At 65.0% G+C, this 13048-nt stretch carries 14 protein-coding genes; 7 read left to right on the forward strand and 7 right to left on the reverse strand.

Annotated elements, in window-relative coordinates:
• The first annotated feature begins 26 nt into the window (after window positions 1-26).
• The 6 genes from hutU to hutI are packed head-to-tail and all read left to right on the forward strand — an operon-like array spanning window position 27 to window position 7273.
• A complete protein-coding gene (gene hutU, locus D3872_RS14385; RefSeq protein WP_119811429.1) occupies window positions 27-1739 on the forward strand; it encodes a urocanate hydratase in 1713 nt (570 codons plus the stop codon).
• A 12-nt stretch (window positions 1740-1751) separates the two neighbouring features.
• On the forward strand, window positions 1752-3302 hold the full coding sequence (hutH, locus tag D3872_RS14390) for a histidine ammonia-lyase (protein ID WP_119811430.1): 1551 nt from the start codon (window positions 1752-1754) through the stop codon (window positions 3300-3302).
• Window positions 3303-3326: 24 nt separating this feature from the next.
• Complete coding sequence (hutG, locus tag D3872_RS14395) at window positions 3327-4115, forward strand: N-formylglutamate deformylase (RefSeq protein ID WP_119811431.1); 789 nt, start codon at window positions 3327-3329, stop codon at window positions 4113-4115.
• Window positions 4112-5479, forward strand: coding sequence for a formimidoylglutamate deiminase (locus D3872_RS14400; protein WP_119811433.1), 1368 nt, complete (start codon window positions 4112-4114; stop codon window positions 5477-5479). Before hutG ends, D3872_RS14400 begins: the two co-directional genes overlap by 4 nt.
• Entirely contained in the window at window positions 5476-6054 is a 579-nt protein-coding gene (locus D3872_RS14405; RefSeq protein WP_119811435.1) for a HutD/Ves family protein, read from the forward strand. The genes D3872_RS14400 and D3872_RS14405 overlap by 4 nt, the downstream gene beginning before the upstream one ends.
• 7 nt (window positions 6055-6061) lie before the next feature.
• Entirely contained in the window at window positions 6062-7273 is a 1212-nt protein-coding gene (gene hutI / locus D3872_RS14410) for an imidazolonepropionase (protein WP_119811437.1), read from the forward strand.
• A 215-nt stretch (window positions 7274-7488) separates the two neighbouring features.
• Here the strand turns inward: hutI and D3872_RS14415 are convergent, their stop codons facing one another.
• The 3 genes from D3872_RS14415 to D3872_RS14425 all read right to left on the reverse strand — a co-directional run bounded on the left by D3872_RS14415 (window position 7489) and on the right by D3872_RS14425 (window position 9448).
• The gene (locus tag D3872_RS14415) at window positions 7489-7992 is read right to left on the reverse strand and encodes a GNAT family N-acetyltransferase (protein WP_119811438.1); all 504 of its coding nucleotides are present in this window, start codon (window positions 7990-7992) and stop codon (window positions 7489-7491) included.
• A complete protein-coding gene (locus D3872_RS14420; protein WP_119811440.1) occupies window positions 7989-8927 on the reverse strand; it encodes a DMT family transporter in 939 nt (312 codons plus the stop codon). Before D3872_RS14420 ends, D3872_RS14415 begins: the two co-directional genes overlap by 4 nt.
• 74 nt (window positions 8928-9001) lie before the next feature.
• The gene (locus tag D3872_RS14425) at window positions 9002-9448 is read right to left on the reverse strand and encodes an Mpo1 family 2-hydroxy fatty acid dioxygenase (RefSeq protein WP_119811442.1); all 447 of its coding nucleotides are present in this window, start codon (window positions 9446-9448) and stop codon (window positions 9002-9004) included.
• 85 nt (window positions 9449-9533) lie between these two features.
• Here D3872_RS14425 and D3872_RS14430 point away from each other — a divergent pair, with 85 nt between their 5' ends.
• Window positions 9534-10070: a DNA-deoxyinosine glycosylase gene (locus tag D3872_RS14430; RefSeq protein WP_119811444.1), complete on the forward strand. Its 537-nt coding sequence runs from the start codon at window positions 9534-9536 to the stop codon at window positions 10068-10070.
• On the opposite strand, the gene vapC is transcribed toward D3872_RS14430, so the two are convergent.
• From vapC to D3872_RS14450, 4 genes are all read right to left on the reverse strand, one after another.
• Window positions 10040-10435 carry a type II toxin-antitoxin system VapC family toxin gene (gene vapC / locus D3872_RS27635; RefSeq protein ID WP_119811445.1) on the reverse strand — a complete coding sequence of 132 codons (396 nt, stop codon included), beginning with the start codon at window positions 10433-10435 and terminating at the stop codon, window positions 10040-10042. The genes D3872_RS14430 and vapC overlap by 31 nt on opposite strands.
• Window positions 10432-10626, reverse strand: coding sequence for a type II toxin-antitoxin system VapB family antitoxin (locus D3872_RS14440; protein WP_119811447.1), 195 nt, complete (start codon window positions 10624-10626; stop codon window positions 10432-10434). Before D3872_RS14440 ends, vapC begins: the two co-directional genes overlap by 4 nt.
• A 204-nt stretch (window positions 10627-10830) precedes the next feature.
• Window positions 10831-12033, reverse strand: coding sequence for a tetratricopeptide repeat protein (locus tag D3872_RS14445; protein ID WP_119811448.1), 1203 nt, complete (start codon window positions 12031-12033; stop codon window positions 10831-10833).
• 98 nt (window positions 12034-12131) lie between these two features.
• The gene (locus D3872_RS14450) at window positions 12132-12995 is read right to left on the reverse strand and encodes an HDOD domain-containing protein (RefSeq protein ID WP_119811450.1); all 864 of its coding nucleotides are present in this window, start codon (window positions 12993-12995) and stop codon (window positions 12132-12134) included.
• Window positions 12996-13048 lie beyond the last annotated feature (53 nt).

Below are 13048 nucleotides of genomic sequence, written 5' to 3' on the forward strand. Positions count from 1 at the left end.
CCCCTCAACTGATTCAAGGAGTCGCGATGAGCACCGATTCGATCAACCTGGACAACGATCCGCGCTGGGACGCCAGCCGCGAGATCCGCGCGCCGCGCGGCACCGAGCTGTCCTGCAAGAGCTGGCTGACCGAAGCCGCCTACCGCATGATCCAGAACAACCTGGACTCGGAAGTGGCGGAAAACCCGAAGCACCTGGTGGTGTACGGCGGCATCGGCCGCGCGGCCCGCAACTGGGCCTGTTACGACCAGATCCTCGCTTCGCTGCGCGAGCTGGAAGACGACCAGACCCTGCTGATCCAGTCGGGCAAGCCGGTCGGCGTTTTCCAGACCCATGCCGACGCGCCGCGCGTGCTGATCGCAAACTCCAACCTGGTGCCGAAGTGGGCCAACTGGGAGCACTTCAACGAACTCGATCGCAAGGGCCTGTTCATGTACGGCCAGATGACCGCGGGCAGCTGGATCTACATCGGCACCCAGGGCATCGTGCAGGGCACCTACGAGACCTTCGCCGAAGCGGGCCGCCAGCATTTCGGCGGCGACTGGGGCGGACGCTGGATCCTCACCGCGGGCCTGGGCGGCATGGGAGGCGCGCAGCCGCTGGCCGCCACCTTCGCCGGCGCGGTATCGCTCACCATCGAATGCCAGCAAAGCAGCATCGACTTCCGCCTGCGCACCCGCTATGTCGACAAGCAGGCCAAGGACATCGACGACGCCATCGCGCTGATCAAGCACCACACCGGACAGCGCGAAGCCGTGTCCATCGCCCTGCTGGGCAACGCGGCCGATGTGCTGCCGGAGCTGGTCAGGCGCGCCAAGGCGGGCGGCATCGCGCCCGACCTGGTGACCGACCAGACCTCGGCGCATGACCTGATCAACGGCTACCTGCCGCGCGGCTGGACCGTCGAGCAATGGAAGGCGGCGCAGAAGGACCCGTCGCAGCACGCCCGCCTGACGGCGGAAGCCGCGGCGTCGTGCGCGGTGCACGTGCAGGCCATCCTCGACTTCCACGCGATGGGCGTCAAGGCGGTCGACTACGGCAACAACATCCGCCAGGTGGCGCTGGACGAAGGCGTCAAGGACGCATTCGCCTTCCCGGGCTTCGTGCCGGCCTACATCCGTCCCCAGTTCTGCGAGGGCCGCGGCCCGTTCCGCTGGGTGGCGCTGTCGGGCGATCCGGAAGACATCTACAAGACCGACGCCAAGATCAAGGAGCTGTTCCCGCACCACGCGCAGGTACACCGCTGGCTGGACATGGCGCGCGAGCGCATCGCCTTCCAGGGCCTGCCGGCGCGTATCTGCTGGCTGGGACTGGGCGAACGCCACATCGCCGGCCTGGCCTTTAATGAGATGGTGCGCACGGGCGAACTGAAGGCGCCGATCGTCATCGGCCGCGACCACCTCGACACCGGTTCCGTGGCCAGCCCGAACCGCGAGACCGAGAGCATGCGCGACGGTACCGACGCGGTGTCCGACTGGCCGCTGCTGAACGCGATGCTGAACACCGCCGGCGGCGCCACCTGGGTGTCGCTGCACCACGGCGGCGGCGTCGGCATGGGCTATTCGCAGCACTCGGGCGTCGTCATCGTCGCCGACGGCTCCGACGCCGCAGGCAAGCGCCTTGCGCGCGTGCTGGTCAATGACAGCGGCTCCGGCGTCATGCGCCACGCCGACGCCGGCTACGACATCGCCATCGCCTGCGCCAAGCGCAATGGCATCAACCTTCCCATGATTAAGTAAGCGGACCAGACAATGAACCACGAATCGAACAAGGGTTGGACCCTGAAGCCCGGCGCAATGACGCTGGCCGACCTGCGCGCCGCATGGGCCGCACCGTCGCAAGTAACGCTGGCCGAAGCCGCGTATCCGGTAATCCGCGCGTCCTGCGCCGCGGTCGAAGCCATCGTCGCCAAGGGCGAGGCCGCCTACGGCATCAACACCGGTTTCGGCCTGTTGGCCAAGACCCGCATCCCGGATGAAAAGCTGGAAGAACTGCAGCGCAACCTTATCTTGTCGCACTCGGTCGGCACCGGCGAACTGCTGTCGGATGCCGTGGTGCGCCTGATGATGCTGATGAAGATCGGCAGCCTGGCGCGCGGCTTCTCCGGCGTGCGCCCGCTGATCATCGACTCGCTGATCGCGCTGTACAACGCCGGCATCATGCCTGCCATCCCGGCCAAGGGCTCGGTCGGCGCATCGGGCGACCTGGCGCCGCTGGCACACATGACGCTGGCGCTGCTTGGCGTAGGCCAGGTGCGCGTCGAAGGCAAGCTGGTCGACGCGATGGACGCGTTGAAGAACGCGGGCATCGAACCTGTGGTGCTGGCGGCGAAAGAGGGCCTGGCGCTGATCAACGGCACCCAGACCTCGACCGCGCTGGCGCTGCACGGCCTGTTCATGGCCGAGCGCCTGCTCGAAGCGGGCATCGTCGCCGGTTCCCTGTCGCTGGACGCCGCCAAGGGCAGCGACGCGCCGTTCGACGCGCGCGTCCATGAAGTGCGCGGCCAGCCGGGCCAGATCGCCACAGCAAGCATCTACCGCAGCCTGATGGCCGGCAGTGCGATCCGCGCCTCGCACCTGGTCGGCGACGAGCGCGTGCAGGACCCGTACAGCCTGCGTTGCCAGCCGCAGGTCATGGGCGCCGTGATGGACCTGGTCAACAACGTGTCGCGCACCCTCTTGATCGAGGCGAACGCCGTCACCGACAATCCGCTGATCTTCGCCGGTTCCAACGAGATCATCTCAGGCGGTAACTTCCACGCCGAGCCGGTGGCCTTCGCCGCCGACACGCTGGCGCTGGCCATCGCCGAAATCGGCGCACTGTCCGAACGCCGCATCGCGCTGCTGATCGACGCCACCCTGTCCGGCCTGCCGCCGTTCCTGGTGCGCGAGCCGGGCGTCAATTCGGGCTTCATGATCGCCCACGTGACGGCCGCCGCGCTGGCGTCCGAAAACAAGTCGCTGGCGCATCCGGCCAGCGTCGACAGCCTGCCGACCTCGGCCAACCAGGAAGACCACGTCAGCATGGCTACCTTCGCTGCGCGCCGTCTTGACGATATGGCGCACAATACGGCTGTCATCGTCGGCATCGAACTGCTGGCGGCGGCCCAGGGCATCGACTTCCACCATCCGCTGACGTCGTCGCCGCACCTGGAGCGCGTGTACGCGCAGCTGCGCCAGAAGGTGCCGTTCTTCGATACCGACCGCTTCTTCGCGCCGGATATCGAGGCAGCCAAGCAGATGGTGATCCGCGGCGAGCTGAGCGCGCAGTGCAAGGAATTGTTCGCGTCGTTGTACAACTGAGAGTCATAGGACAGGAGCCAGAGGATGGATTTTCAGTTCAAGGCAGGCACGCTTCCCTTCCTGGTGTCGATGCCGCACGTGGGCACCGACATCCCCGACGCCATCGCGGCCCGCCTGTCGCCCGAGGCGCTGGTGCGGCCCGATACCGACTGGCACCTGGTCGAGCTGTACGACTTCCTCGAAGCGATGGGTGCGTCGACCATTTCGGCGCGCTGGTCGCGCTACGTGATCGACCTTAACCGCCCGCCCGAGAACACCAACCTGTATCCGGGCATGGATACCACCGGCCTGTGCCCGGTCGACACCTTCGGCAGCGAGCCGCTGTACAAGGCGGGCATGGAGCCGGACGAAGCCGAGGTGCGCGAGCGGCTCGAACGCTACTGGCGCCCCTACCACGCGCAGGTCCGCGCTGAACTCGACCGTTTGCTGGCGATCCACGGCAAGGTCGTGCTGTGGGACGCGCACTCCATCGCGTCAAGGGTGCCGCGCTTCTTCGAAGGCCAGCTGCCCGACCTCAATTTCGGCACCGCCAGCGGCGAGTCGTGCGACCCGGGCCTGGAGCAGGCCGTGGTCGGCGTGGCGAAGGCGCAGGAGCGCTTTACCGTCGCGGTCAACGGCCGCTTCAAGGGCGGCTATATCACGCGCCACTTCGGCCGGCCGGCCGGCAACGTGCACGCGATCCAGCTGGAGATGTGCCAGTACCTGTACATGGACGAATGCGCGCCGTTCGCCTACCGTCCCGGCCATGCACGCGACGTGCAGGTCGTGCTGCAGCAGATGATGGAAGCGGCGGTCAACTGGGTGCGCGCATGAGCACACTGTTCGCCCGCAACGCGCTGCTGCCCGATGGCTGGCAGCGCGACGTCCGCATCCAGTGGGACGCCGGCGGCGACATCGTCGCGGTCACGCCTGGCAGCGAGTTGGCCGATGGCGAACACGAGGCACAGTATGTCCTGCCCGGGATGGTCAACCTGCACTCGCACGCCTTCCAGCGCGCCCTGGGCGGGCTGACGGAAACCGCCGGCGACGGCCCGGACAGCTTCTGGACCTGGCGCGACCTGATGTACCGCTTCGCCCACAACATCACGCCCGAACACATCGAAGCGATCGCGGCGCAGCTGTTTTCCGAGTGCCTGCGCCACGGCTATACGTCGATCTGCGAATTCCATTATGTGCAGCGCGACCCGCAGGGGCAGATGTACGGCCGGCCGGCGGAAACGGCGGAACGCATCGTCGCGGCCGCGCATGCGGCGGGCATCGGCGTGACCGTGCTGCCGGTGCTGTACAGCTATGCGGGCTTCGGCGCGCAGCCCCTCAGGCCGGAACAGGAGCGTTTCCGCACCGATGCTGCCGACGTATTGCGCATCATCGAGGCGCTCGAGCCGCTGCGCGACGGCCAGGTCGAAATCGGGGTGGCGCCGCACTCGCTGCGCGCCGCCTCGATAGGGCAGGTCCGCGAAGTGCTGGCGGCTTTGCCGAAAGAACGCCCGGTCCACATCCACATCGCCGAGCAGCAGGGCGAGGTGCAGCAAAGCCTGGCCGCTACCGGCGCGCGGCCAGTGCGCTACCTGATGGACAACGTGGAACTCGACGCGCGCTGGTGCCTGGTGCATGCGACCCACCTGGACGAGGCCGAGACGGCGGGGCTGGCCGCATGCGGCGCGGTGGCCGGCCTGTGCCCGACCACCGAAGCGAACCTCGGCGACGGCCTGTTTCCGCTGGCGCCTTTCCTCGCCGCGGGCGGGCGCTTCGGCGTGGGCAGCGACAGCCACATCTCGCAAAGCGCGGTGGAAGAACTGCGCTGGCTGGAATACGGCCAGCGGCTGCTGCACCAGCGCCGCAACGTCGCCGCCTCCAGCACCCAGCGCAGCGTCGGCGACTTCCTGTGGCAGGGCGCCCTGCAAGGCGGCGCACTGGCCGCCGGCCGCCCGGTCGGCGCGCTGGCGCCGGGACTGCGCGCCGACCTGCTGGTGCTGGACGAGGGACATCCGAACCTCGACGGAATAGCCGCAGCCGATGTACTTGGAAGCTTTGTCTTCTGCGGCAACGACAACCTGGTGAAGGACGTGATGGCGGGCGGCCGCTGGGTCGTGCGCAATCACACGCACGTTGCGCAGGCGGCGATTGCGCAACGCTACAAGCAGACGCTAACCGAACTGCGAAGGCTACGATCATGACCGTGCTGATACCGTTTGCAAGCCTCGAACCCTCGCCATGGAAGAACGGCGGCGGCTCCACCACCGAGATCGCCGTGTTCCCGCCGGAGGCGGCCTTCGACGAATTCGACTGGCGCATCAGCCTCGCCACCATCGAAAAGGACGGGCCGTTCTCGGTCTTCCCGGGCATCGACCGCACGCTGGCGCTGATCGAAGGGGCGGGCACCAACCTCGATTTCGACGGCGAGCGCCGTTTCTTCCTCAGCGAGGATGACCCGGTGGTGGAATTCGCGGGCGAGTCGTCGGTGGTGGCAACCGTCGCCAACGGGCCGACCACCGACTTCAACGTGATGACGCGGCGCTCGCGCTGCCATCACCGCCTTGGACGGCGCACGCTGGACGGCATCTGCGAATTCGCACCGCGCGGCGACGTCACCATCCTGTTCCTGGCCGACGGCGAGAGCCTGTCGGTCTGCAGCGACTCGGAACGCATCGGGATGGTTCGCTTCGACGCGGTCGTCTTCGACACCGACACCGTATGGAAGCTCGAAGCAGGGCGGGCCACGGTACTGGTGGTCGACATTTTCATCGATTGAGGGATCCATGAGCCACCCCTGGGATGACTTGTTCACGAATGTGCACCTGGCCACGATGGCCGGCGGCTATGGCGAGATTCGCGACGCCTCCATCGCCGTCAAGGATGGCCGCATCGCCTGGATCGGCAAGCGCGGCGAAGAACCGTACAAGGCCAAGCGGGTCCATGACGGCGACGGCAACTGGCTCACGCCGGGGCTGGTCGACTGCCACACCCACATTGTCCATGCCGGCAACCGCAGCGACGAATTCGAGGCGCGGCTGAACGGCGCCACCTACGAGGACATCGCGCGCGCCGGCGGCGGCATCATGTCCACGGTGCGCGCAACGCGCGCGGCCTCGCCCGACGAACTGCTGCGCCAAAGCCTGCCGCGCGTCGAGAGCCTGGTGAAGGAGGGCGTGACCACCATCGAGATCAAGTCCGGTTACGGGCTGACGCTGGAGGACGAAGCCAAGATGCTGCGCGTGGCGCGGCGCGTGGCCGAGATGCTGCCGGTAAGCGTGGCCACCACCTTCCTCGGCGCGCACGCGCTGCCGCCCGAATATGCCGGCCGCCCGGACGAATACATCGATGCCATCTGCGAACGCATGTTGCCGGCGCTTGTAAAGGAGGGGTTGGCCGACGCGGTCGACGCCTTCTGCGAACGCATCGGTTTCACCAACCAGCAGGCCGAGCGCGTATTCGCCGCGGCCGATGCGCTGGGCCTGCCGGTCAAGCTGCATGCCGAGCAGCTGTCCGACCAGCAGGGCGCCCAGCTGGTGGCACGCTACCAAGGGCTGTCGGCCGACCACCTCGAACACCTGACGTTGGAGGGCATCGCCGCGATGGCCGCCGCCGGCACGGTGGCGGTGCTGCTGCCTGGCGCTTACTATTTTCTGCGCGATAGCACGCCACCGCCGGTCGCGGCACTGCGCGAAGCGGGCGTGCGCATGGCCGTGGCGACCGATTGCAATCCCGGTACCTCACCGATGACGTCGATCCTGCTGGCAATGAACATGGCGTGCACCCTGTGGCGCCTGACGCCGCAGGAAGCCTTGGCCGGTGTGACCATCCATGCCGCGCGCGCGCTCGGGCTGCACGAGCAGATAGGTTCGCTGGAAATAGGGAAGAAGGCCGACTTCGCGCTGTGGGACATCGCCCGGCCGGCCGACCTGTCCTACGGCATTGGATTCAATCCATGCCGCGGCACTGTCCGGGCAGGCAAGTTGAATACCTTTTGATACTTCTCAACATCAAATCGTATGGATGAGTAATTATCGGGGGTATGCACTGTTTCCCGAAACATTGCACAGGTAAGAAATTGTAAGGAATTACGAATCTTCGCCATCGCGCCACTATAGTGAAGGCGTTGATTCAAGTCTCCCCTCCCATCCTAACCAGTTGGGTTTACCCACGGTGGTTTCGCCCCGTGGGTTTTTTCTTGCCTGTCGTATCCTTATCCGGCGTTTTCAGGCGCCGCAAGCTGTGCCAGCGCAGCACCGGTGACGCGGCAAGTGCGCCAGTCCGGCAGCAGTTCCGCGCCCATCGCCTTGTAGAACTGGATGGCCGGTTCGTTCCAGTCCAGCACCGACCACTCGAAGCGCCCGCACTTCCGTTCGACAGCGATCTGCGCCAGCTTCACCAGCATCTGGCTGCCGAACCCCTTGCCGCGGTGCGATTGCTTCACATACAGGTCTTCCAGGTACAGGCCCTTCTTCGTCAGGAAAGTCGAGAAGTTATGGAAGAACAGGGCGAAGCAGACCACTTCGCCATTCTCCTCGCCGACGATGGCTTCAGCTGCAGGACGGCCGCCGAACAGGCCTTCATGCAGCAGTTCTTCAGTCGCGACGACCAGGTGTTCGAGCTTTTCGAAGACGGCAAGTTCAACGATCATGCCGTGGATGTGGGCGACGTCGGACGGCTGGGCCGGGCGGATGGAAAAGGCGTTTGGAGCAGTCATGGGACCTCGGGTACGGTAGACATATTGATTGTTTTGGCGGGCTGCGGCGCCGGCGCGCGCATCACCCAGGCGACGGAAGCCAGGCACATGACCATGCCGATCCATTCGCTCGGACCGGGGCGGTATCCCTCGAGCTTGATCGACAGCAGCACGGAAATGACCGGCGTGATCACGCCGATGTACACCGCCTTGGACGAGCCGATGCGGTTGATCAGCGTGAAGTAGGCCATGAAGGCGACTACCGAACCGAAAATCGACAGGTACAGCAGGCCCAGCCAGTAGCGCGGCGCGCTCGGCAGGGTGAACGATTCGCCGTTGGCCAGCGCCCACAACGCCACCATCGAGCTGCCCCAGAACATCGACCAGGCCATCGTCAGCATCAGGTTGCCCGTCTGTTCGCGCAGCTTGACGACCATGATGTTGCCGACCGCGCTGGAGATGGTGGCCGTCAGCGCCAGGATCAGCCCCAGCAGGAAGTGGCCCTTGCCGCCGGACGCGATGTCCTGCCACGAGTGGGAGATCGAGGGGTAGAACAGCAGCGTCACGCCCGCCGTCGCCGCCACGCCCGCGGCCCAGGTAGGCCAGCCGATCGGCGTTCCAAAGGCGAAGCGGCTGCAGATCGGGTTCCAGAACACGATCAGCGCGAACAGCACGGCCACCAGCGCCGACACCAGGTATTGCTCGGACTGATAGGTACAGACGTAGGACAGGCCGAAGGTGAAGAAGCCCTGCAGCATGCTCCAGCGCTGGGCGCGCCATGGCATGCGCAGCTTGTGGCCGCGCGCCAGGCACAAGGCGAACAGCGTCGCCGACGCCAGCGCGAAACGGTAGAACACCGACACCGCGGGCGCGACTTCCCCAAGCTGCAAGGTGATGGCGAAGAAGGTCGAACCCCAGATCAGGGATGCGAGGACGAAGAGGAGAGGGGAGGACATCCCGAAAGTATACGGTCAATCATGATTTCCTGCTGGATATATCCGGGAGCGCGTGAGCTCCCGGCATGCAGGAATTACCAGGCCAGCTTCAGGCGGCGGTACAGGAAACTGAGCACGAACAGCGGACCGATCAGCAGGAAACGCAGGTCGTCGAGGAAGGACGGTTTCTTGCCTTCGATCTCATGGCCGATGAACTGGCCGACCCATGCCAGCACGAAGATCGCGATCGACAGCGGCAGCACGGCGGCGGGAGGAAGCAGGCTCAGCAACGCGAGCATGAGCAGCGACATGACCAGCATGCCGATGGCGAACGGCTTCGACAGCTTGACGTAGTAATACATCGCGGCGGCCACCACCAGCACCGCGGCGATCGGGTGGATCCACCAGACGATGCCGAGCAGGGTGAATACGATCACCGGCACGCACACGAAGTGGATCAGTTCGTTCGTTGGATTGCGGTGGCTCTCGCCGTACTGCGCGAGCAGGGTGTCGATCTGGCGTGGCTGGCCGGTTTGTTGCATCGCTGGGTCTCCGCTGTAGGTATGGTTTTGCTGGGGATTCTACACTGGCCCGGGCTGTTGGCGGATCGATTATGATGCTGGCCAAATGCCTACCGTTGCCGACCCTACACTTACCGGACTGGCGCCCGTCGCCGACGAGCATGTCCGCATCCTGATCCTGGGAAGTTTTCCCGGCGCAGCGTCATTGGCCGCGCAGCAGTATTACGCGCATCCGCGCAACGCGTTATGGCCGATCCTGTCGGCGCTGACGGAGGAAGATTTGGTTTCGCTGCCGTACGCGCAGCGGCTACCGCGCCTGCTGTCGCACCGGATCGGCCTGTGGGATGTGCTGGGTACATGCGAACGCGAAGGCAGCCTGGATTCCGCCATCCGCAAACCCGCCGCCAACGATTTCGCCCGGCTGCGCGAGTTGTGTCCGTTGCTGGAAACCGTGGGCTTCAATGGCCAGACGTCGGGCAAGTTCGCGCAGCAGTTTGCTGAGCGGGGCTATCGGACGGTAGTGTTGCCGTCGACGTCGCCGGCACATGCATCGCTTTCATTTGAACAGAAACTGGCCAGCTGGCGTAGTTTAATGGACCTGCATGAGCATGTTCATGGGAGCGCCGACCGCAGACCAAGATGAACTACGAATGGATCGAAATCCCTGTCGCTATAGAGCAAGTGGTGCTTGTCTTCCATGCAGCGGGTGGCAATGACTGTGCCTATCGTCTTGCGTACAGTGACGCCGAGCGAACGCAATGTGCGAAAATTCCTGGCGGCCTGAAGCGCGACGGCTTGCCCGCCAAGATCGATCACGATCAGCGAAGTCAGCATTTCTTTCGCCCGGTTGAAATCGCGCTCTGTCCTGAAACCTTGCAGCACCTCAGTCAAGATAAGATCGCCAATGGCGACTGGTTCGTTGCCAAGCATGGCATCCAGTGCGTCGGTCTGAGGCGTCGATTCGCCCCTGAAGTAGTCAATCCAAACGCTTGAATCGACCAGGATCACTTGTCAACCCGCATGGCATCAAGGTCTCCATCCCATGCCAACTTGCCACGAAATTGCCGTATCTTTTCCTGTTGCTGCAGCCGTAGTACGGTGCGCAATCCAAGTTCCACGGCTTCACGTTTGGTCTTCAAGCCCGTCAGCCGGAGCGTGTCCTCCATCAATTTGTCGTCGATTACAATATTTGTTCGCATGATGTGTATGTCACTTTGAATATATACACATCCTAGTCCTTGGAGACTCGCGGCGCAATGGAATTTCGATTCGGCGTGACGGCGCGCAAATTGTGCAAAATATCGGCCAAGGATTGCCGAGGCAATGACAATGTGCGCCGTTGATCGCGCAGCATTTGCTCAACTGTTGCTTGAAAGTCTGGGTCCCCTACTCCTCTGGCGCGCCTAATGCGCTCGCACACGAATCGTCGCGCCCGAACGCAACTGGCTCAGCTTGGCCGAATAGCGCTGCGTCGACGAGCTAGTGGTGCTGGTATCCATCGCCAGTTTCAGTTCATCCTGCGCGCGCTTGCCTTCACCCAGGCGCCAGTGCGCGATCGCCAGCCAGAAGTGGAACTCGTGATAGAAGGGCGCGCGCTTGACCTCTTTCGCGAACAGCGTCCGCGCCAGCTCGTAGTCGGCCTTTTCCATCGCCTTGATGCCCTGGTTGAAGTAGTAGAACGGCGGGAACGGTTCGATCGCCGCCAGGCGCGCCTTGAGCGCCTTCGATTCGCCGTCCTTGCCCAGCGACGCCAGCACCTGGATCATGTTGTGCATGACGACGGTGTTTTCCGGCTCGCGCTGGAGGGCGGTGACGAACACCCGTTCGGCCAGCGCGTTGTCGCCGCGGCGCTGGTAGATCACGGCCAGCGTGTTGTAGCCGGTGATGTAGCGCGGGTTGGTGCGCACCGCTTCGCGCGCCCACCAGTAGGCGTCGTCGATGCGGTCCTGGGCCAGCGCTTCGGCCGCGCGGTTGTTCATGTACATCGCCACGATGTCCTGCTCTTCCAGCGGATGGGTGTGGAAGCGCTCTGCCTCTTTCGGCCGCAGGAAGTCGATCGTCAGCGTGGTGCTGGAGGTCTGGTAGGTGCGCAGGAACTCGGTCAGCTTTTCGCCGAGGGTCAGGTTGACGTGGTTGCTGCCGAAGTAGAGGTTGCCGCTGCGGCTCCAGGTCTGCTCCACCATCACGTTCTGGTATTGCACCGGCAGGCCAAGTTCGCGCGCGAAGGCGGCAGTCATGATCACCAGGGAAAGGCAGTTGCCGGCGCGCGCCTCGAAGGTCTCGGCGGCGGTGCGGGTCTTGCTGGATTCGTATTCGAGCTTGAGCTCCCCCTTCTGGTACAGCGCGTCGACCAGGCCGTGCTGGGCGCCCTTGCTGCGCACGTGCGCCGCGAACGCGGGGCTGTGCACGTACTGGCGCATGGCGGGGCTGAGGTCGAACAGGCCGGCGGCGCCGACCGGCTCGGAGGCCGGCTTGAATTTCGCGTCGGCGAACAGTTCGGTGGATGGCATCGGCGCCGGCAGCTGCACGGCGGCGCAGGCGGACAGCAGGAGCGGGACCAGCAGCACCGCCGCCAGCCTGGGGGTAATTGTTGCCAGAAACTTCATGTCGCGCCTCTATCGGGTACCACGCGCGGCATGTGTTGTCCGCCGCATCGTTTCCTGAAGTATCTTCCTCGATGCGGTGAATGTAAAGACCAGCTGTCCTAGTGCTCCGCGTGGAAGGATTCGTGCAGCTCGTCCAGCAGTTCGGCGGTTTCGTCGCCGGACAGGCCGAGGTAGGCACAGGCGCGCTCGCCGCCCTTGTCCCATTCGACGCAGTGGGCGTGGCCCTGGTATTTCTGGATCGCGCATTCGGCCAGCAGCGACAGCGCGACCAGCGAGCGCACCGCGTCGTCGGTGGCGCTGTCTTCCAGCACGCTGTAGTCATGGTGGTGCAGGATGGCCCAGGACACGTCGTTCGACAGCCCCCAGTTGCGCGCCAGGATGCAGCCGATGGCGGCATGGTTGGTGCTGTGGCGCTCGTCCTCCAGTGCGGTGACCGGGCGCGCGGTGTCCTGCGCGGCGGCGGCGAAGGTGGCTGCATAGCCGGGGAAGCGGTCGATCAGCAGCGGTACTCCGGTATCGCAGAACAGGCCGAAGGTATGGGCCACGTCGGGCGCGCCGATGCGCAGGCGGCGCGACAGGTACACCATGGCTTGGGCGCGGCGGCCGGAGAGGTCCCAGAAGCTGGCCAGGGCAGTGTTGTCGCCGCCGATCGCCTGGCGCGCCAGCAGGCCGGTCATCAGCGCCGCGACCTGGTTAATGCCGAGGAACAGGATCGCCTGTTCGACCGACTTGGCCTTGCGCTTGCCGCCGTAGAACGAGGAGTTGGCGAGTTTCAGCAGCGCGCCCGACATGCCGACATCGCGCGCGACGATGCGGCCGATCGCTTCCGGCGACGGATCGTCGGCGGCGATCTCGCGCTGCATGTCGGCCAGCAGGCTGGGGCGGGGCGGGATCCGGATCGACTTGATCAGCTCGTCCACCGGGTCCGCGGCTGGTGCTGCCTGGGCTCTTACATTGCTCATGGGGTGTCGCGGCAGGGATGCCGCTTATGCATGCTTCAAAGATGGAAATGATA

Source organism: Massilia cavernae (assembly GCF_003590855.1).
GTDB classification, from domain to species: Bacteria; Pseudomonadota; Gammaproteobacteria; order Burkholderiales; family Burkholderiaceae_D; genus Telluria_A; species Telluria_A cavernae.